Here is a 22043-nt window from a genome sequence, read left to right as displayed (position 1 = left end):
AGTACTGACAGCCGCGAAGGCTACAGCTAATCTGACGGATAGTCAGCTACTGGGCACCGGGGAGGGCGGACGATGGGCGAGGACCGGCACGAGGCGGGGCGCGCGCAGTACGGGACGGAGCACGGCACCGGGCACGGAACGGGCGAGGGCGACGGGGCCGCCCACGCCGCCCACGTCGCCCGCGAGGACACCGGCGACGACACCGGCGAGGACCCCCGCGGTGACCTGCGCTGGGGCAGCATCGCCGGGCTGGTCCGCGATGCCGCGACGCGCTGGGCCGGCCGCGAAGCCGTCGTCGACGGCCGCTCCCGCATCACCTACGCCCAGCTCGGCGAACGCGTCGAGCGCGCCGCGGCCGCCTGCATCGCCGCCGGGCTCGAGGCGGGCGACCGCGTCGCCGTCTGGGCCCCCAACACCCTGGAATGGATCGTCTCCGCGCTCGGAGCCGTCTCGGCGGGCGCCGTGCTCGTCCCGCTCAACACCCGCTTCAAGGGCGCCGAGGCCGTATACGTCCTGCGGCGCAGCCGGGCCCGGCTGCTCTTCGTCACCGGTACCTTCCTCGGCACCTCCTACGTCGCCTCCCTGCGCCGCGCCGCCGCCGAAGGCACCGGCACCGGCCCGCTGCCCGCACTGCCGCACCTGGAACAGGTCGTCGTCCTCGCCGAGGACGCCCCCGAGTCCTTCCGCACCTGGAAGGACTTCCTGGCCGGCGGGGACCGGGTGCCGCCCGGCACGGTCCGTGAACGCGCCGCGGCCATCCCCTCCGACGCCCCCTCCGACATCATCTTCACCTCAGGCACCACCGGCACTCCCAAGGGCGCCGTCATCACCCACGCCCAGTCCCTGCGCTGCTACGCCGTCTGGAGCGAGCTAGCCGGACTGCGCGAGGGCGACCGCTACCTGATCGTGAACCCCTTCTTCCACACCTTCGGCTACAAGGCCGGGATCATCGCCTGCCTGATGCGCGGGGCCACCATGGTCCCGCAGCCCGTCTTCGACGTGGACACCGTCCTCGCGAACATCGCTGCCGAGCGGATCTCCGTGCTCCCCGGACCGCCCACCCTCCACCAGTCCCTCCTCGACCACGCGCAGCGCGACCAGCACGACCTCACCGCCCTGCGCCTGGTCGTCACCGGAGCCGCCGTCGTCCCGCTCCAGCTCGTCGAGCGGCTCCGCGGCGAACTGCACATCGACGTCGTCCTCACCGCGTACGGGCTCTCCGAGGCCGGCGGCATCGTCACCATGTGCCGCCGCGGCGACCCGGCCGACGTCATCTCCGCCACCTCAGGACGCGCCGTCCCGGGCACCGAGGTGCGCATCGCGGACCGGCACGGCACCGCCCAGGCCCCCGGAACGGCGGGCGAGGTGTGGGTGCGCGGCCACCACGTCATGGGCGGCTACTTCGAGGACCCGGACGAGACCGCGAAGGCGATCACCCCCGACGGCTGGCTGCGCACGGGCGACGTCGGGGTCCTCGACGCCGACGGCAACCTGCGCATCACCGACCGGATCAAGGACATGTTCATCGTCGGGGGCTTCAACGCCTACCCCGCCGAGATCGAGCAGCTCCTCGGCCTGCACCCCGACGTCGCCGACGTCGCCGTGATCGGCGTCGCGGACCCGCGCCTCGGCGAGGTCGGCAAGGCGTACGCGGTCCGCCGCCCCGGCTCCACCCTCACGGCCGACGACCTGATCGCCTGGAGCCGCCGCGAAATGGCGAACTACAAGGTGCCCCGCACGGTGGAGTTCGTCACCGAACTCCCGCGCAACGCCGGCGGAAAGGTCCTCAAACGGGAACTGCGCGCCCGCACCCGCAGCTGAGGGGTGGGGCGCCGGTCAGGCCGGGCCCGCCGCGTCCGGCGCCGCCGGCGCCTGCCGCCGTGCCAGCACCAGCCGCCAGCGGGGGGCGCCCGAGGGGAGGCGCCCGAAATGGTCCAGCGGGACGGTCTCCACCGTGAAACCGGCCGCCAGGAGGTCGCGGCGGACGCCGCTCGGCGGGAAGGTCCGGTAGTACATGACGAAGGGCGGTCGCCACACCGCGTTGCGCACCCGCATGGCCGCGTCGAATCCCGCCACCACCCACCACACCGGCGAACCCGGCGGGACCGGCGCGCCGATCGGGAAGGCGAAGACCCCGCCCGGACGCAGCGCGGAGTGCACGCCCGCGAACAGGGCGGGCCGCTCGGACGGGAGGAAGTGCCCGAAGGCCCCGAAGCTCACTGCCAGGTCGTACGCGTCCCCGAGCCCGGGCGGCATCACCCGCGCGTCCGCCCGTACGAGGTCCACGCGCGGGTCCGGGTGCGCCCGCGCGGCCTCGGCCAGCATCCCCGCACTGAGGTCCACCCCGGTCACCCGCCCCCGGCACAGCCGCAGCAGCATCCCCAGCCCGGCGCCGGTGCCGCAGCACACGTCCAGCCCGGAACCGAAGGAGCCCTCCCGCTGGGCGAGGGTCTCCTCGACGGCGTCGAGCATCCGGTCCGGCGTGCGGAAGGGCGTGTGGTCGAACTTCGGCGCGAGCAGGTCGTAACCACGCTCGACCGAGGAGAGGGCCTGCACGGCCAGCTCGCGGACGCCCGGTCCCTGGGAGGTGAACACCCTCCCACCCTATGCGCCGCGGCCCGCCCGCCGCCGGACGCACGAACGCGGCGGCCGCGGTGGCTCCCCCTCCGGGCCACCGCGACCGCCGTTCCCCCGTGTTCCCCCGTACCCCCCGCCGGATTCCCCCGTGTCCCCCCGTGGTTCCCCCGTACGGCGTGGAGCTGCGTGCGTGCGTCGCTACGGACGCGGAACGGACGCGTGGTTGTCCAGCGTCTGGATCTCCTCGCCCGGGGCGGGGTTCTCCTCCAGCGGCTTGACCTCGGCGCCCGAAGCGTGGTTGTCCAACGTCTCTATGTCGAGGCCCGACGCGTGGTTGTCGAGCGGCTTGATGTCACCGTCGTTCGGCAGGATGTTCTCGTTCGTCGTCATCGGGCCTCCAGGTGGATGGGTCGGGCCCGTTCGGCGATTCCCCCGATGACCGCCGAACGGGTAGTCCTCCAACCGACCCGGTTGCCCCCCGACGCACCGGGTCGATGTCCCTATCGTGCCGGGCGGCGATAAACGAACGATGAACGCCGCGTTCAACGGGCGCCGCCCAGGTCAGGCAGCCAGCTCCGAGGCCAACAGGGCCCGCACCTCGTCCAGTTCGGCGGAGTCCAGCTGGACGAAGACCGCCTCCGCGTCCCGCCAGCACGCCCGCGCCCGGTCCGTCTGCCCCAGCCGCCGCAGCGCCTTGCCCAGCACCGTCAGCACCGTGGCCCGGCGCCACTCCCCGCCGATCCCGCGCAGTGCGATGGCCTGCTCGGCGTGCGAGGCGGCCAGGGTGGGCCGGCGCGCGGCCAGGTGGGCCTCGGCGAGCCGGAAGTGGGTCACGCCCTCCCACAGGGGCTGCCGGTTCTCGTGGAACAGGGAGAGCGCCTCGGTGAGCTGGGCCAGCGCCTCGCCGAGCCGGCCCGCCTGGGTGAGGGCGATGCCCAGCGCGTAACGGCCGTTGGCCAGGCGCAGGGTCAGGCCCATCCGGTCGTATATGGCGATGCCCTGCTCGGCCAGGTCGATGGCGCTGCTCAGGCGGCCCAGCATCACGTGGATGCGGGAGAGGTTGCACAGCGCGCTGGCCTCGCCGATGTTGTTGTCGTCGGCCCGGAAGTTCTCGATGGCCTCCAGCAGGAACCGCTCGCCGTCCGCGTACCGGCCTTGGTGGAGCGCGATGATCCCGCGGTCGTTGGGCGCCCAGCAGCTGGGCAGCGGGTCGTCGGCCTCGCGGGCGAGCGCCATGGCCTGCCGCGCCTCGTCATCGGCCTCGGCGTTCAGCCCGGAAACCAGGTAGACCATGGTCAGGGTGGTACGGGCCCGGCCCTCGGCGCGCGGGTCCCGGGCCGCACGGGCGGCGTCGCGCAGGGCCACGGCGGCCGACTCGTACTGCTTGGCGTCGGCCCCCGACTCGGCGAGGTCCTTCGCCGCCCACAGCAGGTCCACGGCCCGGCGCAGGACGTGCGGCTCGCCGCCCCGCGCCGCGGCCTGCCGTACGCAGGCCAGCAGCGGGTCCGCCTCGGCGAACAGCCAGTCCAGGGCGGTACGCGGTTCCTTGAAGACCAGACCGGGATGGCGGGTGGCGGACAGGTGCGCGGGGAGGCGGTCGCCGGGGCGCTCCAGGGCGTAGACGCCGGAGGCGGTGGCCAGGTAGAAGTCCAGCAGCCGGTCGAGGGCGGCGTCGCGGTTGCCGGGGGGCTGCTCGTCGCGTTCGGCGCAGGCACGCGCGTAGAGCCGTACGAGGTCGTGGAAGCGGTAGCGGCCGGGCGCGGCGGATTCCAGCAGGGAGCAGTCGACCAGGGCCTCCAGGAGGTCCTCGGTGTCGTGCTCGGGCAGGTCGAGGACGGCGGCCGCGGCGGCCAGCGAGATGTCGGGGCCGTCGGCCAGGCCCAGCAGGCGGAAGGCGCGCTGCTGGGCGGGCTCCAGCTGGCCGTAGCCCAGCTCGAAGGTGGCCTTGACGGCGAGGTCGCCGGCCTGGAGCTCGTCGAGGCGGCGGCGCCCGTCGGCCAGCTTCGCGGCGAGGACGGACACGGTCCAGGTGCGCCGGGCGGCGAGGCGCGAGGCGGCGATGCGGATGGCGAGCGGCAGGAAGCCGCAGGCGCCGACGACGTCGAGGGCGGCCTGGCGTTCGGCGCCGACCCGCTCGGCGCCCACGATGCGGGTGAACAGCTGGAGGGCCTCCTCGGGGCTCATCACGTCGAGGTCGACGAGATGGGCCCCGGCGAGGCCCGCCATGCGGACCCGGCTGGTGACGAGGGCGGCGCAGCCCGCGGTGCCCGGCAGCAGCGGGCGCACCTGGGCGGCGTCGCGGGCGTTGTCGAGCAGGACCAGGACGCGGCGGCCGTCGAGGGTGGAGCGGTAGAGCGCGGCGCGGTCGGCGGCGGAGTCGGGGATGGCGCTGTCGGGGGTGCCCAGGGCGCGCAGGAAGGAACCCAGGACGGCCTCGGGCTCGGCGGGGCGGGCCCCGGTGCCCTGCAGGTCGACGTAGAGCTGCCCGTCGGGGAAGTGCGGGCGGGCGGCGTGCGCCACGTGCACGGCGAGCGTGGTCTTGCCGACGCCCCCGATCCCGGCGAGTGCGGAGACGGCCATGACCTGGCCGGCGGCGCCCGCCGACAGGATCGTGCCGAGCTCCTCGACGAAACCGGCGCGGCCCGTGAAGTCGGGCACGGTGGCGGGCAATTGGGCGGGCCTCACGTGGACGGAAGCAGCCGTGGGCGCGGGGTCCTCGGCGCGGGCGAGGTCGGCGTCGGCGTTCAGGATGCGCTGCTGGAGGGCGGCGAGCGAGGGGGACGGGTCGACGCCGAGCTCGTCGGCGAGGAGCCGGCGGGTGTCGGCGTACACGGCGAGGGCCTCTGCCTGCCGGCCGCTGCGGTAGAGGGCGAGCATCAGCAGCTCGCGCAGGCGCTCGCGCAGGGGGTGGGCGGCGGTGAGGGCGGTCAGCTCGGAGACGGCCTCGGCGTGGTGGCCGACCTCCAGGTCGAGGTCGAGCCGGGTCTCCAGCAGCTGGAGGCGCCATTCGGCGAGCCGGACGCGTTCGGTCTCGGCGTGCGGTCCGGGGACCCCGGCGAGGGGTTCGCCGTCCCACAGGTCCAGGGCGCGGGCCAGGAGCGTACGGGCCAGGGTGCGGTCACCGGCCGTACGGGCGGCCTCGGCGTCGGCGGCGAGGCCGCGGGCGACGCCGAGGTCGAGGGTGGCCGCGGAGCGCAGCCGTATGGCGTAGCCGCCGGACTCGGTCACCAGCAGCCCGGGGTCGAGGACCTTGCGCAGGCGGGAGGCGTACGTACGGATGGTGGCGAGGGCCTGCTGCGGCGGGTCCTCGCCCCAGATGGCGTCGATCAGCTCGGGCGCGGTGGCGGTGCGTCCGTCGCGCAGCAGGAGCGCGGCGAGCAGGGCGCGCTGCTGGGGGGTCCCGGAGGGCAGGGCCTCCGCGCCGCGCCAGGCACGGATGGGCCCGAGGACGGCGAAGCGGGACCCGGTGGCGGGCGACCCGGCGGCGGGGGCGGGTGGGGTGAGGGGGGCGGCGGCCGTGACCGTACCGGCGCGGGCCGACGGGGCCGAGGGGGCCTTGGGTACCGGTCCGGCGGCGGTGGGGGTGGTCCGGGTTGCTTCGGGGTGTTTCCGCGGGTGCGGGATGGCCGGTACGCCGTCCATCTGTCGTCCCCCCTGCCTTCCGTCGGTGTAAGGGTCAGTCTGCCCTGTCTCGCGCGTACACGTCAGCCCGTAACGGACCGATCGGCACCCAACTAGCTGACGGTTCGTCAGATCAGCGCTACCTTGGGGAGCATGGAGACCTTCCCGAAGATCATCTCGGTGGACGACCACACGGTGGAGCCCCCCCATGTCTGGCGGGACCGGCTCCCGTCCAGGTACCGGGACACCGGCCCCCGCATCGTCCGCGCCCCCCTGAAGGAAATGACCTTCCTCGGCGGCAAGTTCGCTCCCGTCATGGGAGCCAGGGGCGACGACGGCCCGATCGGCGACTGGTGGGTGTACGAGGACCTGCACCGGCCGCTCACCCGCCTCGACACGGCTGTCGGGTACGACCGCGACGAGATCAAACTGGAAGTCATCACCTACGAGCAGATGCGCCCGGGGTCCTTCTCGGTTCCCGACCGGCTCGCGGACATGGACGTCAACCACGTCCAGTCGGCGCTCTGCTTCCCGACCTTCCCGCGCTTCTGCGGGCAGACCTTCACCGAGGCCAAGGACCGCGAACTCGGCCTGCTCGGCGTCCGGGCGTACAACGACTGGATGGTCGAGGAGTGGTGCGGCCCCGAGGCCCGCGGCCGCCTGATCCCCCTCACCCTCGTCCCCCTGTGGGACGCCCGGCTGGCCGCCGCCGAGGTGCGCCGCAACGCCGCCCGCGGCGTGCGTGCCGTCGCCTTCTCCGAGATACCCCCGCACCTCGGGCTCCCCTCCATCCACACGGACGACTGGGACCCCTTCCTCCAGGCGTGCGACGAGACCGGCACGGTCATCGCCATGCACATCGGCTCGTCCTCCCGCATGCCGTCGACCTCGGCGGACGCCCCGCCGGCCGTCGGTTCCACCATCACCTTCGCCAACTGCTGCTTCTCGATGGTCGACTGGCTGATGAGCGGCAAGTTCGAACGCTTCCCCCATCTGAAGATCATGTACGCGGAGGGCCAGATCGGCTGGATCCCGTACATCCTGGAGCGCGCGAACGTGGTCTGGGAGGAGAACCGCGCCTGGGGCGGCGTCGCGGACAAGGTCCACCGCCCGCCGTCGGAACTCTTCGCCGAGCACGTCTTCGGCTGCTTCTTCGACGACCCCTTCGGGCTGAAGAACCTCGACGCGATCGGGGTCGCGAACGTCCTCTACGAGACGGACTACCCCCACTCGGACTCGACCTGGCCCAAGTCCCGCGAGGTCGGCGAGGCCCAGATGGCCCACCTCGCCCCGGACGTGGTGGACCGCATCGTCCGCGGCAACGCCATCGACCTGCTGGGCCTGACCCCGGACGGGCTCTGGCCGGGGGCGGGGCGGGGGTGAAGGCGGAGGCATAGTCCGGCGGCGTAGGCGTGCGGCATGGAAAGGTGTCATGGGCCGAATCGGCGGCCTCTCCTGGATGCAGAAACGATATCTCTCATGGACGATCTCGATATCGTTTAAGTGGACAGGGGCAGGTCGCCTCGCCGCCGAGGAGCTTCGTCATGGCCAGAACAGTCATTGATGTGGACGACGCCCTGCTGGCGGAGGCCGCCGAGATCTTCGGTACGAAGACGAAGGTGGCCACCGTGAACGCGGCCCTGCAGGACGTGGTCAACCGGCGCAAGAGGGAGGACTTCCTGTCCTGGCTCGCCGAAGGCGGACTGCCCGACCTGACCGGCCCGCTGGAGCCTGCGGCCGGGAGCGGCGCCGGGGCGGACGCTGTGGTGGAGGGGACGGAGCACGTTCAGGACAGGGCGGCATGACCAAGCGATTCCTGATCGACAAATCGGCCCTCGCCCGGTACCCCGAGCCGGCCGTTCACGCCGTCATCCACCCCCTGCACACGGCAGGCGTGCTCGCGGTGTGCGGAGCCGTGGAGTACGAGGTGATGTGCAGCGCCCGTTCCCAGGCGGACGCCGAACGCGTCCGCGCGGGCATGGGCGCCTTCGCGTGGCTGCCGACCCCCGACGAGGTCTGGGACCGGGCTCTGGAAGTGCAGAAGCAGCTCATCGAGGCGGGGACGTGGAAGGCGGTGTCCGTCGTGGACCTGGTCATCGCGGCGACCGCCGAGCGGCACGGTGCCACCGTCCTGCACTACGACGGCGACTACGACATGATCGCCGAGCTGACGGGACAGCCGATGCGCTGGGTCGTGCCGCGCGGCGCGGCGGACTGAGCCCGCCCGTCCGGCCGTTCGTCCCTCCGGGCTCCGGACCGGCCCGGGCCCGTCTTGCACGCCCGGGTGGCTGCGGGGCATGCTGCGCCGGGGCGAAGGGGAGGGATCATCATGCCGGTGGACAGGCGGAACGTGGTCACGGCGGTGCTGTGTGCCGCGGCGGCCTTGGGGGCTTCTGCGGCGGTGGCGGTGCTCGTGCCGCCGGTCGAGGGGGTTCCGGCCGCGCGGGCGAAGGCGGCTCCGACGGGTTCGCCGGCGGACCCCTCGCGATCGCATGCGGTGAAGCCGCAGCTCTCGTCCCCTCCCGCGACCACCCTGCCGCCGGCCGTCGTCCCGCAGCCGGGCGGACCCGCGGCCTTCACCGGGGCCCTCTTCACGGGCGGCCTGGAAGGTGACCACTTCTGCACCGCGACCGTGGTGCAGAGTCCGGGCCGGAACCTCATCGTCACCGCAGGCCACTGCCTCCTCGACGGCGTACAGGCCGCGGGGGAAGCCGTCTTCGCACCCGCATACGCCAACGGTGTCGCCCCGTACGGCACATGGAAGCTCGAGGAGGTCTTCGAGGACGCGCGCTGGGCCGAGGACACCGACGACGCCTACGACCTCGCCTTCGCCCGCCTCGCGCCGGACGCACAGGGCCGCACCGTGGAGGACGTGACCGGCGCGGCCGCGCTGGACACGAGCGGCCGTGCGGGCGAGGAGGTCACGGTGACCGGTTACCCCGCCGACCGCAAGGTTCCCCGCACCTGCACGGCGGTGGCCGTCCGCGAGAGCGCGACCGCGCAGCGCTTCGACTGCGCCGACTTCCCCGGCGGCACCAGCGGGAGCGCGTGGATCGCCCGTGACGGGAAGATCGTCGGGATCCTGACGGGCGGCGACACGGACGACGTCTCGACCAGTACCGTCCTCGGCGACTACGCGGCCTCGCTGTACGCCAGGGCCACGGCCGGTGCGACAGCCGGCGCCGCCCCGGCACCGAGCACTCCCGCACCGACGACCCCGGCGCCCCCGCCCACCACCCCCGCCCCCACCGTCACCCGTTAGGCCAGCAGCCCCAGGTGGACCGGATCCCGCGGGGCGTTCGCCAGGAGGTCCGGGAGGCGCGGGGGCCACAGGGGTTCGCCGAGGGTGGCCAGGCGCTGCGGCGAGAGCCACTGCCAGTGGATGCCGGGGGATTCGAGCACCGGTTCGCGCAGGGGGCCGGTGGTGACGTAGATGTGCTCGTGCTGGCGGACCGGTATCCCCTGGTGCGTGAAGTCGTGCTCCCAGGTGCACAGGAGCCGCCCCGGTTCCAGGTCGGTCCACCCCGTCTCCTCGCGCAGCTCGCGCCGTACGCAGTCCTCGGGGCTCTCGCCGGGGTCGATGCCTCCGCCGGGCGGCAGCCAGTGGATGCCGACCTCCACGTTGTTCTCGCGGAAGAGGAACACCGATCCGGTGGGGGACAGGATGACAACGCGGGCTGCGTGACGTGGAGTTCGCATCATCAACTCAGCGTACGCCGGTGATCGCTCCCGGGGGACGGGGCTGCACCCGATCCGATGCAGCCGCACCCGCCCGGTTCCGCCCGCTGCCCCGCCGCCCCGGTGCCGGCGTGGGGGAGGGACGGGCCGCGCGCCCCGCCGGGTAGGGGCCCGCCGGGGTGCCGATGACCAGGGTGGCCCGAAGCCGCCGGTGACCGCCCAGAGGGGGACCACCCAGGGGAGGCCACCTCCGCCGACGGGGTGCTGACGGTGTCGAACACCGGTCCGGTGATCCGTCCGGTCGATGGCCTGCGGCTCCTGGAGCCCTTCCGGCGGCGCGCGGAACGCCGGCACACCCCGGGGGAGGGGGCCGGGCTGACGGTGCGGCTCCGTTTTCCTGCGGCGGACACCCGGCGGCAGGGCAGCGCTCAGCCACAGGGAAGATCGGCTGCTGTACGGTCGGTCCAATGAGCAAGCACGCCCGAGCCCGCTCCCCGTGGCCGCGCAGGCCCCGTACGACGCGCACGCCGCGTCCGTCCCGTCGCGCGGCCCTCGCCGCCACCCTCGGCCTGATGACCCTCGGGGCGGGGTGGCTGTACGCCGCCCAGGACCCGGACGGGGCCTCGGGCGCCGCGTTGCAGGCCCGTTCGGACGCCCGTCCGCCGGCCAGGGACCGTGCCGCGCGGGACGCCCCGCGGGACGTCATGCAGGGGCTGACGGGCATCAGCGAGCAGACCAGGGCCAGGATCCCGGTGGAGTCCCGCCAGCTCATCCTGGTCACCGGCAAGGCGAAGGACTCCTCGGAGTCCACCGCGACCCTCTACACCCGTCCCGCGGCCGGGGCCGACTGGGTACGGGCGGAGAGCTGGCCTGCCCGCAACGGGGCCAAGGGCTGGTCCACGGAGCGGACATACGGCGACCTGACCTCGCCGCAGGGCGTCTTCGCCCTGACCGACGCGGGCGGCCTGCTGTCCGCGCCGCCCGGCACGAGGCTCCCGTACGACAAGGACGGCTCCTTCGTCGCGACGGGCCGGGGGGTGAACGGCGAGTCCCTGGCCGGGTCCTTCGACTACGTGGTCGCCATCGACTTCAACCGCCGGCCGGGCCGCTCCCCGCTGGATCCGGCCAAGCCGGAGGGCGAGGCCAAGGGCGGCAACATCTGGCTCCACGTGGACCACGACGGGCCTTCGCAGGGCTGCGTCGGGATCCCGAAGCAGGCGATGCAGAAGGTCCTGGAGACCCTCGACCCGGCGGCGAAGCCGGTCATCGTGATGGGCCCGCAAGGATTCTGATCCCGACGGATCGCCCGCGTCCCCCCGGCTTCCTCCCGAGCAGCCAGGAGCCCGGGCCGGTGCTTCCGGACATGGCCACGGCCTGAGATCCAGGAAGGACCCGCACCCGCTCGCCTCCCCCCGCCCGGGGGACGTGGTGGCGGCGCACGCGCCGTCCGTTCGGCCCCGGCGTGCCCGCACGAGGGGGGCGTACGGGGAACCGGCCGGCCCCGGCGAGCGCACGGTGGACGGGACGGGAGCCCCGAAGGATTCCCCTGCCCGCGTCCGGCACCGCCGTCCCGTACGGCCCGTCCGCCGCGGCCGGCGCGTCCGGCGCGCTCGGCACATGGTTCCGCCCGGTGGCGCCGACCCCTTGCCTGACGGTCCGTCAGCTACGACGATGGCCCGGCACCGGTATGACGAATCGGCAGACGAAGGCGAGGCGGGCCCGGCATGGCGCGCGTGTTCACCGAAGGGCGGCTGGCCTACGGGATGCAGCTCCCGGTCCAGTCGCAGAGCACCATCTACGCCGAGCCCTGGGAGGCGTCGGCGACGGCCGCCGATCTCGCCGAGGTGGCACGGGCCGCCGATCGGGCGGGCTTCGGATACCTCGCCACCTGCGACCACGTGGCGATCCCGCGGCGGCTCGCCGGCCCCATGAGCACGGTCTGGTACGACCCGGTGGCCACCCTGTCGTTCCTGGCCGGCATCACCGGACGGGTGCGGCTGCTCAGCCACGTCGCGGTCCTCGGCCTGCGTCACCCCCTGATCAGCGCCAAGCAGTACGCCACCCTCGACCACCTCTCCGGCGGCCGCCTGATCCTCGGTGTCGGTGCCGGGCACGTCCAGGAGGAGTTCGAGGTCCTGGGGGCGGACTTCGCACGCCGCGGGGCCGTGCTGGACGAGACCCTGGACGCGCTGCGGGTCGCCCTGGGGGCCGAGGAGTACCCGGAGTTCGAGGGCGAGCTGTTCTCCTTCAAGGACCTCGGGCAGCTGCCCCGCCCCGCCCAGGAGCGGATCCCCGTCTGGGTCGGCGGCTCCTCGGGCCCCGCCGTGCGCCGTGCGGCCCTGCGCGGGGACGGCTGGCTTCCGCAGGGGGACCCGCGCGAGCGGCTCCCGGCGCAGATCGCCCGCATCAAGGAGCTGCGCGCGGCGGCGGGGATCGGGGACCCCGTCGAGTTCGGGGCGATCACCGAGGTGCTGTACGTCGGCGAGCCCGGCTGGGACACCGGCCGCCGGGCGCTCACCGGCAAGGCGCAGGCGCTCGCCGAGTCCCTGCGGGAGTACAAGGCGCTCGGGGTCGACCAGATCCAGGTCCGCTTCCGCAGCCGCGACCGGGCCGAACTCGTGGACCAGATCGCCGCGTTCGGCGCCGAGGTCGCCCCGCACCTCAACGACTAGGAGTACGGCATGGGCAAGCTGGACGGGCGGGTCGTCATCATCACGGGTGCGGCGCGCGGTCAGGGCGAGCAGGAGGCGCGCCTCTTCGCCGCCGAGGGGGCCAGGGTGCTCCTCGGGGACGTGCTGGACGAGCAGGGCGCGGCCGTGGCGAAGGAGATCGGCGGGGACCGGGCCCGGTACGTGCGGATGGACGTGGGCCGCGAGGAGGACTGGGCGGGTGCGGTCGCCGCCGCGAAGGAGGCCTTCGGCCGGGTCGACGGCCTGGTCAACAACGCGGGCATCCTGCGCTTCAACGAGCTGACCGCGACCCCGCTGGAGGAGTTCCAGCAGGTGGTCCAGGTCAACCAGGTCGGCGCCTTCCTCGGCATCAAGTCCGTGGCCCCGGAGATCGAGGCGTCCGGCGGCGGCACGATCGTCAACACCTCCTCGTACACCGGCCTGACGGGCATGGCGTACGTCGGCTCGTACGCCGCGACCAAGGCGGCCGTCGTCGGCCTGACCCGGGTGGCCGCGCTGGAGCTGGCCGCGAAGGGGATCCGGGTCAACGCGATGTGCCCGGGGGCCGTGGACACCCCGATGGCCAATCCGGGCCTGCTGGATCCGGCCGGGATGAGCGACGAGGCGCGGGACGTGATGGCGGAGCTGTACAAGCGGGTCGTGCCGATGGGGCGGGTGGGGCGGCCGGAGGAGGTGGCCAGGCTGGCCCTCTTCCTGACCAGCGAGGACTCCTCGTACATCACCGGCCAGCCGTTCGTCATCGACGGCGGCTGGATGGCCGGCGTCAGCATCCTCTGAGCCGGCACCCCCGAGGTCATCTGATGGAGTGTCAGGTATTGACGCTCCCGCCTCCGCGGTGGAACAGTCGAGACATCAAATCTGACGCAACGTCAGAAAACGAAGGACGGTGAACCCCCTTGGAATTCGGGCTCTTCGTGCAGGGATACGTGCCTGAGGCGCGGTCCAGGGTCGACCCCGAGGCAGAGCACAAGGCGCTGGTCGAGGAGACCGAGTACGTCATCCAGGCCGACACGTCCGGCTTCAAGTACGCCTGGGCCTCCGAGCACCACTTCCTGGAGGAGTACTCGCACCTGTCGGCGAACGAGGTGTTCCTCGGCTACCTCGCCGCCGCCACCGAGCGCATCCACCTCGGCTCCGGGATCTTCAACCCGCTGGCCCCGGTGAACCACCCGGTCAAGGTGGCCGAGAAGGTCACCATGCTCGACCACCTCTCCAAGGGCCGTTTCGAGTTCGGCACCGGACGCGGTGCGGGCAGCCACGAGATCCTCGGCTTCATGCCCGGCATCACGGACATGAACCACACCAAGGAGATCTGGGAAGAGACCATCGCCGAGTTCCCCAAGATGTTCCTCCAGGAGGAGTACGAGGGGTTCCAGGGCAAGCACTGGTCGCTGCCCCCGCGCAAGGTCTTCCCCAAGCCGTACGGCAAGGCCCACCCGGCCATGTGGTACGCCGCCGGCTCCCCCTCCTCGTACGCGATGGCCGCCAGGAAGGGCCTCGGCGTCCTCGGCTTCAGCGTCCAGAAGGTCTCCGACATGGAATGGGTGCTGGAGCAGTACAAGACGGCCATCCAGGAAGCCGAGGCCATCGGCGCCTTCGTCAACGACAACGTCATGGTCACCTCGACCGCGATCTGCGCCGAGACCCACGACAAGGCCGTCGAGATAGCCGTCAACGCCAACATGAACCGCTTCCAGTCGCTGGTCTTCCGCTACCACGACACCTTCCCGCGGCCCGAGGCGATCCCGCAGTGGCCCGAGACCCTGCCCGAGTACAACGCGGAGATCATCGAGCTGCTGATCGCGGAGGAGCTGCTGATCTGCGGCGACCCCTCCGAGGTCCGCGCCCAGTGCAAGCGCTGGGAGCAGGCCGGGGCGGACCAGCTGTCCTTCGGCCTGCCGACCGGGGTGTCGTACGAGGACACGATGACCACCATCAAGCTCATCGGCGAGCACGTGATCCCGCACATCGACACCGACCCGGTGCACCGCACCACCCGCTTCCGCGAGGCCGCCTGACCCGGCGGCATGACGGGGGCGGCGTCTTCCCGGACCGCCGCCCCGCACAGGCCCCGGCCGGGGCGGCCCCCGGCCGGGGCGCGCGGGTCCGCGCTCGCGGGACGACGGCGCGTGCGGCGACCCGTACCGCTACCCGTACCGCGACCCAACGGAGAAGGGACGTCATGCTCGACCACCTGATCAAGGGCGCGACCGTCGTGGACGGCACCGGCGCCCCCGCCCGCGTCGCCGACGTCGGCATCCGCGACGGCCGGATCGTCGCCGTCGGAGCCCCCGGCACCGTCACCGAACCCGCCCGTACCGGCGAGGACGCCACCGGCCTCGTCCTCACCCCCGGCTTCGTCGACCCGCACACGCACTACGACGCCCAGCTCTTCTGGGACCCGTACGCCACCCCCTCCATGAACCACGGCGTGACCACCGTCGCCGGCGGCAACTGCGGTTTCACCCTGGCCCCGCTCAACCCGGCCCGGCCGGAGGACGCCGACTACACGCGCCGCATGATGAGCAAGGTCGAGGGCATGGCCCTCACGGCGCTGGAGGAGGGCGTCGACTGGACCTGGTCCACCTTCGGCGAGTACCTCGACGCCCTGGAGGGGCGGATCGCCGTGAACGCCGGCTTCATGGTCGGTCACTGCGCGCTGCGCCGCCACGTCATGGGCGAGGCGGCCGTCGGCGGCCAGCCCACCCCCGAGCAGCTCCAGGAGATGCTCGACCTTCTCCACGACGCCATGGACGCCGGCGCCTGGGGCCTGTCCACCACCCAGTCCTCCACCCACTCCGACGGCTCCGGCGACCCCGTCGCCTCCCGCCACGCGAAGCCCGCCGAACTCCTCGCCCTGTCCCGGGCCGTCGCCGAACACGAGGGCACCCAGCTCGAAGCCATCGTCGCGGGCTGCCTCGATCAGTTCTCCGACGAGGAGATCGACCTCTTCGTCGACATGAGCGCGGCCGCGGGCCGCCCGCTCAACTGGAACGTCCTCACCATCGACGCCTCCGTACCCGAGCGGGTGCCCCGCCAGCTGATCCCCAGCGAACGGGCCCGCGAGGCGGGAGGCCGGATCGTCGCCCTCACGATGCCGATCCTCACCCCCATGAACATGTCCCTCGGCACGTTCTGCGCGCTCAACCTCATCCCCGGCTGGGGCGAGGTCCTCGCCCTGCCCGTACCCGAGCGGATCGCCGAGCTCCGCGACGCGGACGTACGGGCCGAGATGCTGCGCCGCGCCGACAGCAAGGAGGCCGGCGTCTTCCGCCGCCTCGCCGACTTCGGGCGCTACGTCATCGGTGACACGTACAGCAAGGAGAACGAGGGCCTCTCCGGCCGCGTCGTGCGCGACATCGCGGCCGAACGCGGCCAGGACCCCTTTCACTGCCTGGTGGAGATCTGCGCCAACGACGACCTGCGCACGGTGCTGTGGCCGATGCCCACCGACAACGACCCGGCGAGCTGGGCCCTGCGCCAGGAGACCTGGCAGCACGAGGACGTCATGCTCGGCGGCTCCGACGCGGGCGCGCACCTGGACCGGATGTGCGGGGCCCCGTACACGACCCGCTTCCTCGGGGACTGCCTGCGCGGCCGCAAGCTGGTGCCGCTGGAGCAGGCGGTACGGATGCTCACCGACGACCCGGCCCAGCTGTTCGGCCTCCGCGAACGCGGCCGGATCGCCGAGGGCTACCACGCGGACCTGGTCCTCTTCGACCCGGAGCGCATCGAGGCGGGCCCCGCGACGCTGGTCCACGACCTGCCCGGGAACAGCCCGAGGCTGGACGCGCGCGCCGTCGGGATCGTCTCCGTACGGGTCAACGGCGTGGAGACCGTCCGCGACGACGAGGTGACGGGCGCGATGCCGGGGACCGTGCTGCGGTCGGGCCGGGACACGAGGACGGTGAGCACGCGGTGAGCAAGCTCTGGATCGGCGGCGAGTGGGTGGAGCCGGAGGGCGGCCACTACGAGGTGGTCGACCCGGCGGACGAGTCGGTGGTCGGGCTCGCGCCCGAGGCCTCACCGGCGCAGGTCGCCCAGGCGGCGCGCGCCGCGGCCGAGGCCTTCGGCGCGTGGTCCCGTACGCGGCCGCAGGAGCGGGCCGCGATCCTGGACCGGGCCGCCGACATCATCCAGCGCGAGCACGAGCCCTGGACCGCCCTCGCCCGGGCCGAGACCGGCGCCCCGACCGGCATCGCCCGGGGCATGCAGGTCGGGGTGGGCGCGGCCCGGTTCCGCCGGTACGCGCGCGGAGCCCTCGAACCCGTCGAGAAGGGCCTCCCGCCGCAGGTCACCGAGGCCGGCCCGATGGGGAAGGCGAGCGTCCTGGGCGCGCTGGAGGTGCGCCAGCCGGTCGGCGTGGTCACCTGCATCACCTCGTACAACAACCCGTGGGCGAACCCGGCCGGCAAGGTGGCCCCGGCACTCGCCATGGGCAACACGGTGCTGGTCAAACCCGCCCCGCAGGACCCGCTGTCGGTGTTCAAGATGGCCGAGGCCCTCGCGGAGGCGGGGGTGCCCCCGGGCGTGGTGAACGTCGTGAACGGGCGGTCGGTGGAGGTCGGCGAGGCGGCCGTGGACTCCCCGGACGTGGACATGGTGTCCTTCACCGGTTCCACGGCGGTGGGGCAGCGCATCGCCGAGGTGTGCGGCCGGACGATGAAGCGGCAGCTGATGGAACTGGGCGGCAAGGGCGCGGCGATCGTCCTGGAGGACGCCGACCTGGACGCGGCCGTGATGGGCATCGGCACCACCTTCTCCTTCTACTCCGGACAGATCTGCACCGCGCCGACCCGCGTGATCGCGCACCGGTCGGTGTACGGGCAGCTGATCCAGAAGCTGACCGGCTACCTGGCCTTCATGAAGGTCGGCGAGCCCGCGGCGGCCGGCACGGTGGTCGGCCCGGTGATCTCGGCGGCGCACCGCGACCGGGTGGAGTCCTACATCGAGCTGGGCCGGAAGGAGGGCGCCCGGATCGCGGTGGGCGGCGACCGCCCGGCGGTGCGGGCCGACGGCAAGGGCTTCTACGTCGCCCCGACCCTGCTGGTGGACTGCACGAACGACATGCGGGTGGTGCGCGAGGAGATCTTCGGCCCGGTCGTGGTGGTCGTCCCCTTCGACGGGGACGAGGAGGAGGCCGTCGCACTGGCCAACGACAGCGACTTCGGCCTGATCAGCTACGTCTGGTCCGGGGACTCGGCGCGCGCGTTCCGCGTGGCGCGGCGGCTGCGGGCGGGCGGGGTGGGCGTGAACACCATCGGCCGGAACATGGAGGCCCCGTTCGGCGGCTTCAAGCGCTCGGGGGTGGGCCGCGACGTGGGCTCGTACGCCCTGCACGCCTACAGCGAGATCCAGTCGATCGTCTGGACGGGCTGAGGCGGGGCGCTCACCGGGGACGGCCCGACCGGAGCCGGCCGCCCCCGGGCCCCGTCACCTGTCTTGCGGCTCGGTCCGAGCGCTGCGGCGAACGCCCGGTCGCCCTCGCTGACCCCGGCGTACGTCTTCGGGGCGCTCGATGCCGCAGGTCATGCGGAGGGGAGGGCTTCCCGTGGGTCAGGGGGCGTCCAGCGAAAAAACGGCTTCACCGCGGACCCGTCCGTTGACCTGGAGCTGCACCAGGTGCTCGCCGGAGTGGTAGCGGCGGGTGGTGATCGGCTTGAAGGAGTGGCGCTTGGTGCCGGCAAGGGTTTCGCCGGCGGCCAGCGGGCGGGTCACGAGCTTGAAGACCTTGGGGCTGCGGCTGCCGTTCGCCTTCGTGTGGTGCACGACGTAGTCGATGACCAGCTCGGCCGGGAGCACGCCGGTGTTGGTGACCGCGTAGTCGAAGACGAGGTACTCCCCGACGGTGACCCGCGGGGTGACGACCACCGGCCCGCGCACGGTGACGGGCACGTCCGGGGCGTGTCCGAGCAGGGTCAGCGCCTCCGGCCGCCCGGCCTTGACCAGCGTGCGCAGTCCGTGCCGCACGACGCGGTCCGTCGTGTCCGTGGCATCGGCCAGCCAGCGGGCCGCCGTCCCGACGGCGAGCGCGGGGTGGTCGCGGCTGATGTCGTTGAGGTGGTTGGAGACGGAGCGGCGGACGTACTCGGACCCGTCGCGGTAGAGCGCGTCCAGCACCGGCAGGGCGGGGCGCGGATCGGCGACGAAGGCGGGCAGCTGCGGGGCCCACGGCAGCCGGGGCCGCGTGCCCTCGCTGGCGAGGCGGCGTACGTGCGGGTCCGGATCGGCCGTCCAGTCCCGTACGACGGCCAGCGCGCGGGCCGGGTCGGCGCGCAGGAAGGGCCGTACGGCGGATTCGGCGGTCAGCCGGGGGGTGAGGTCGTGCAGGAGGGCCAGCCCGGGTTCGAACACCTCCAGCCCGCGGACGGCGACGGCCTCGTTGACGGGGAAGGTCATCCATCCCGCGAAGTCAGGGTCGGCCAGGGCGGTGCGCACGACGGCCTCGAAGCCCGGCCAGTCCGCGGGAAGGTCGGCGAGCACGGCGTCGCGGACGGCGCCGACGCGGCCGCTGTACGTCAGCCCGTCGAGCGCGACGGCGCGGGCGCGCAGGGCGGGCGCGGTCGCCCGGCCGCCCGCCCGGGCGAGCAGTCGGGCCAGGGTGGTGACGGTTTCCGCACTGAGGAGCTCATCGGCCGTGGGCATGGGACCAGTCTCGCGGACGAGCGCCCGTTTCCGGCGGGCGTCTTCCGGTGCCCGTCTTCCGGCGGGCGGACCCCGGCGGCCCGACCCCGGGGGCCGACCCCGGCGGGTGCCGCTGCGCCGGGGCCGTGGCTCAGTCCTTGTAGTAGTCGGTGAGGACGCAGCCCTTCACCAGGGCCGGTTCCTTCCGGAAGCCGCTCGGCGCCTTGAATTCCGGGTGGCAGTTCAGCATCAGCAGTCCGGCCTGCGGTTTCAGCAGGGCGGCCCGCGCGGTCGAGCGGACGGAGCCGACGGTGAAGTCCTGGCCCATGACGACCCCGCTGCTGGGGTTGCCGCCCCCGTCGGTCTCCTTGTACCGCCTGTCGGACTCGGCCTTGAAGGCGGCCTGGAAGGCCTTGGGGTCCTTGATCATGAAGATGCGGGTGTCGCCGCTGTCGCAGCTGCCGCGCTCGACGACCGACCAGGTCTTCTCGTCGTACTTGGCGTCCTCCTCCCAGTACTTGTAGCCGCTCTCCGTCGTGCTGATCTCGGTGCACCTGGTGTGGCCGTTGACGAAGCGCGCGGCGGCCGCGATGGTGCCGGCCTTGGGGAGCTGCTGGAACGCGGTCCCGTTCTTGGGGGCGTTCCCGTTGACCCCGCCGTTCTTCGTGGGGTTCTCCAGGGTGCCCTCGTGCGGGCCGCCGTCGCCCGTGCCGGCGGCGCCGCCGCCCGAGCCGGCACCGGCACTGGTGTCCCCGCCGGCGCCGATGCCGCCGAGGGCCGGGTTCTCACCGCCTCCGCAGGCGGTGAGGGTGAGCAGGGCGGCGACGGCCGTGGCCGCGGCGGTCAGTGTTCTGGTACGCATGTGCGCGGTGTCTCCCCCGTAAATGACCTTGAACGGCCGTGACTCTAGGCCGGTGATCATGTCCGCGGCAAACCTGTCCGAGGGGCGGTTACCGGTGGTCGCCGCAAAGTCACGAGGGAAACTTTGAAAACGCTCAAAACGGACATGGCTGCGGTTTCCGTATGGCGAAAGCCTTCGGCTGGAGCCTGCCGAACCGTGGATGCATCGCCGCGTGAACCTTGTATTACGTGATCGTGAACGATATCGATCTCGCCATTCAAAGGCCTTCCCGGGCCTCCGGTTCCGGACCTGAACCCTCCAGATGTGGAATGCGCAGCGTCTAACGTCCTGACCCATGACACAGCTGGACGTCCGGCCTCAGGTCGGAGACACGGTAAGCGGCGTCGCCGAGGGCGATGTTCGCGGCAAGGGACTCGGCAAGGGGTCCGTCGGGCTGGTGGGAAGCGCCGTCATCGGTATCTCCACCGTCGCCCCCGTCTACTGCCTGACCTCGACGCTCGGCTCCACGGCCGGCGAGGTCGGCATGCAGATGCCCGCGATCTTCCTCGCCGGCTTCCTCCCGATGCTCCTGGTCGCCTTCGCCTACCGCGAGCTCAACAAGGCCGTACCGGACTGCGGCACCTCCTTCACCTGGACCGTCAAGGCCTTCGGCCCGCGGATCGGCTGGATGTGCGGCTGGGGCCTGGTGATCGCCACGATCATCGTGCTGTCCAACCTGGCGGGCGTCGCCACCTCCTACTTCTGGCTGCTGGCCGGCGAGATCACGAACAACCCCTCGATCTCCGCCCTGGACGACAACAAGCTCGTCCACATCGCCACCTGCCTCACCCTCGTCGCCCTCGCGACCGCCATCAGCTACCGAGGCATGACCGCCACCAAGGGCGTCCAGTACGCCCTGGTCGGCCTCCAGCTCGTCGTCCTCGCCCTCTTCGTCGCGATGGCCTTCCAGAAGGCGTCCGCCGGCACCTTCGACACCGGCCTGGACTTCTCCTGGTCCTGGATGAACCCCTTCGCGGTCGAGTCCATGGCGGCCTTCACCGCCGGTCTCTCCCTCTCGATCTTCATGTACTGGGGCTGGGACGCGTGCCTGGCCACCAACGAGGAGACCACCGGCTCCGCCAAGACCCCCGGCCGCGCCTCGCTCATCGCGATGGTCGTCCTGGTCGGCTCCTACCTGGCCACCGGAATCGCCGCCCAGATGGCCGTCGGCTCGGGCGGCACCGGCCTCGGCCTCGCCAACGAGGAGACCTCCGACAACGTCTTCGCGGCCCTCGCCGGCCCGGTCATGGGCCCGCTGCTCGGCATCCTGCTCTTCGTCGCCGTACTGGCCTCCGCCGCCGCGTCCCTGCAGACCACCTTCATCCCGGTGGCCCGCACCGTCCTCGCCATGTCGACCTACGAGGCCCTGCCGCCCTCGTACGCCAAGGTCCACCCGAAGTTCAAGACCCCCGGCCGCGCCACCGTCATGGCGGGCGTCGCCACCGGCGTCTTCTACACGGTGATGACCCTCGTCAGTGAGAACGTCCTGACCGACACGATCTTCGCGCTCGGCCTGATGATCTGCTTCTACTACTCGCTGACGGCCTTCGCCTGCGCCTGGTACTTCCGTGCCGAGCTGCGCCGCTCCGCCCGCGACCTCTTCTTCAAGGGAGTCTTCCCGCTCCTGGGCGGGCTGCTGCTGGCCACGGTCTTCTTCAAGACCCTCATCGACATGTGGAACCCGTCCTACGGATCCGGCTCCACCGTCCTCGGAGTCGGCAGCGTCTTCGTCATCGGCGTCGGCCTGCTGGCCCTCGGCCTGGTCGTCATGCTCGTCACCGAACGCCGCAGCCCGGCCTTCTTCCGCGGCGAGGTCCTGACGAAGTCCACCCCGGCCCTGGTGGTCGAGGACTGACCCGTACGCCCCACCCGCTGTGTCACGCCCGCGGCCCCGGATCGATCCCCCGATCCGGGGCCGCCCGCGTTCCCGCGGGGCGTCCTGCTGACGCCGT

General features: G+C 72.7%; 18 protein-coding genes. 12 read left to right on the top strand and 6 right to left on the bottom strand.

The window, feature by feature from the left end:
- Positions 1 to 72: 72 nt before the first annotated feature.
- The gene (locus ACFWUZ_RS06265) at positions 73 to 1821 is read left to right on the top strand and encodes a FadD3 family acyl-CoA ligase (protein ID WP_384367885.1); all 1749 of its coding nucleotides are present in this window, start codon (positions 73 to 75) and stop codon (positions 1819 to 1821) included.
- Between the two features lie 15 nt (positions 1822 to 1836).
- On the opposite strand, the gene ACFWUZ_RS06260 is transcribed toward ACFWUZ_RS06265, so the two are convergent.
- From ACFWUZ_RS06260 to ACFWUZ_RS06250, 3 genes are all read right to left on the bottom strand, one after another.
- Positions 1837 to 2595 (bottom strand): class I SAM-dependent methyltransferase, encoded by a 759-nt coding sequence (locus ACFWUZ_RS06260; RefSeq protein WP_384367882.1) that lies wholly within the window; start codon positions 2593 to 2595, stop codon positions 1837 to 1839.
- Between the two features lie 180 nt (positions 2596 to 2775).
- Positions 2776 to 2967: a hypothetical protein gene (locus ACFWUZ_RS06255; RefSeq protein ID WP_384367879.1), complete on the bottom strand. Its 192-nt coding sequence runs from the start codon at positions 2965 to 2967 to the stop codon at positions 2776 to 2778.
- A gap of 171 nt (positions 2968 to 3138) precedes the next feature.
- Positions 3139 to 6219 (bottom strand): BTAD domain-containing putative transcriptional regulator, encoded by a 3081-nt coding sequence (locus ACFWUZ_RS06250; RefSeq protein ID WP_384367876.1) that lies wholly within the window; start codon positions 6217 to 6219, stop codon positions 3139 to 3141.
- A 132-nt stretch (positions 6220 to 6351) separates the two neighbouring features.
- Here ACFWUZ_RS06250 and ACFWUZ_RS06245 point away from each other — a divergent pair, with 132 nt between their 5' ends.
- The 4 genes from ACFWUZ_RS06245 to ACFWUZ_RS06230 all read left to right on the top strand — a co-directional run bounded on the left by ACFWUZ_RS06245 (position 6352) and on the right by ACFWUZ_RS06230 (position 9460).
- Complete coding sequence (locus ACFWUZ_RS06245; protein WP_384367873.1) at positions 6352 to 7581, top strand: amidohydrolase family protein; 1230 nt, start codon at positions 6352 to 6354, stop codon at positions 7579 to 7581.
- Between the two features lie 161 nt (positions 7582 to 7742).
- Entirely contained in the window at positions 7743 to 8003 is a 261-nt protein-coding gene (locus ACFWUZ_RS06240) for a type II toxin-antitoxin system VapB family antitoxin (RefSeq protein WP_384367870.1), read from the top strand.
- Complete coding sequence (locus ACFWUZ_RS06235) at positions 8000 to 8416, top strand: PIN domain nuclease (RefSeq protein ID WP_384367867.1); 417 nt, start codon at positions 8000 to 8002, stop codon at positions 8414 to 8416. The genes ACFWUZ_RS06240 and ACFWUZ_RS06235 overlap by 4 nt, the downstream gene beginning before the upstream one ends.
- Before the next feature lie 111 nt (positions 8417 to 8527).
- Complete coding sequence (locus tag ACFWUZ_RS06230) at positions 8528 to 9460, top strand: trypsin-like serine peptidase (RefSeq protein WP_384367864.1); 933 nt, start codon at positions 8528 to 8530, stop codon at positions 9458 to 9460.
- Here the strand turns inward: ACFWUZ_RS06230 and ACFWUZ_RS06225 are convergent.
- Complete coding sequence (locus tag ACFWUZ_RS06225) at positions 9457 to 9900, bottom strand: NUDIX hydrolase (protein WP_384367861.1); 444 nt, start codon at positions 9898 to 9900, stop codon at positions 9457 to 9459. The two genes, ACFWUZ_RS06230 and ACFWUZ_RS06225, sit on opposite strands and share 4 nt — an antisense overlap.
- A gap of 443 nt (positions 9901 to 10343) precedes the next feature.
- Here ACFWUZ_RS06225 and ACFWUZ_RS06220 point away from each other — a divergent pair, with 443 nt between their 5' ends.
- The 6 genes from ACFWUZ_RS06220 (at position 10344) to ACFWUZ_RS06195 (ending at position 17945) form a co-directional block, all read left to right on the top strand.
- On the top strand, positions 10344 to 11168 hold the full coding sequence (locus ACFWUZ_RS06220; protein ID WP_384367858.1) for a hypothetical protein: 825 nt from the start codon (positions 10344 to 10346) through the stop codon (positions 11166 to 11168).
- A 432-nt stretch (positions 11169 to 11600) separates the two neighbouring features.
- Positions 11601 to 12548, top strand: coding sequence for a TIGR03619 family F420-dependent LLM class oxidoreductase (locus ACFWUZ_RS06215; protein WP_384367855.1), 948 nt, complete (start codon positions 11601 to 11603; stop codon positions 12546 to 12548).
- A gap of 9 nt (positions 12549 to 12557) precedes the next feature.
- Complete coding sequence (locus tag ACFWUZ_RS06210) at positions 12558 to 13343, top strand: SDR family NAD(P)-dependent oxidoreductase (protein WP_384367852.1); 786 nt, start codon at positions 12558 to 12560, stop codon at positions 13341 to 13343.
- Positions 13344 to 13462: 119 nt separating this feature from the next.
- On the top strand, positions 13463 to 14584 hold the full coding sequence (locus tag ACFWUZ_RS06205) for an LLM class flavin-dependent oxidoreductase (protein WP_384367849.1): 1122 nt from the start codon (positions 13463 to 13465) through the stop codon (positions 14582 to 14584).
- Positions 14581 to 16488 (top strand): amidohydrolase family protein, encoded by a 1908-nt coding sequence (locus tag ACFWUZ_RS06200; protein WP_384368088.1) that lies wholly within the window; start codon positions 14581 to 14583, stop codon positions 16486 to 16488. The genes ACFWUZ_RS06205 and ACFWUZ_RS06200 overlap by 4 nt, the downstream gene beginning before the upstream one ends.
- Entirely contained in the window at positions 16485 to 17945 is a 1461-nt protein-coding gene (locus ACFWUZ_RS06195) for an aldehyde dehydrogenase family protein (protein ID WP_384367846.1), read from the top strand. Before ACFWUZ_RS06200 ends, ACFWUZ_RS06195 begins: the two co-directional genes overlap by 4 nt.
- Positions 17946 to 18122: 177 nt before the next feature.
- Here ACFWUZ_RS06195 and ACFWUZ_RS06190 read toward each other — a convergent pair whose 3' ends face one another.
- On the bottom strand, positions 18123 to 19211 hold the full coding sequence (locus ACFWUZ_RS06190; protein ID WP_384367843.1) for a DNA alkylation repair protein: 1089 nt from the start codon (positions 19209 to 19211) through the stop codon (positions 18123 to 18125).
- Between the two features lie 130 nt (positions 19212 to 19341).
- Positions 19342 to 20052 carry a hypothetical protein gene (locus ACFWUZ_RS06185; protein ID WP_384367840.1) on the bottom strand — a complete coding sequence of 237 codons (711 nt, stop codon included), beginning with the start codon at positions 20050 to 20052 and terminating at the stop codon, positions 19342 to 19344.
- Between the two features lie 334 nt (positions 20053 to 20386).
- On the opposite strand from ACFWUZ_RS06185, the gene ACFWUZ_RS06180 reads away from it, so the two are divergent.
- A complete protein-coding gene (locus ACFWUZ_RS06180; RefSeq protein WP_384367837.1) occupies positions 20387 to 21946 on the top strand; it encodes an APC family permease in 1560 nt (519 codons plus the stop codon).
- Positions 21947 to 22043 lie beyond the last annotated feature (97 nt).

Origin of the sequence: Streptomyces sp. NPDC058646, from assembly GCF_042716875.1 — a bacterium.
In the GTDB taxonomy this organism is placed as follows: domain Bacteria; phylum Actinomycetota; class Actinomycetes; order Streptomycetales; family Streptomycetaceae; genus Streptomyces.
The sequence above is the reverse complement of the archived record's forward strand: the minus strand, read 5'-3'. Positions and strand labels throughout refer to the sequence as shown.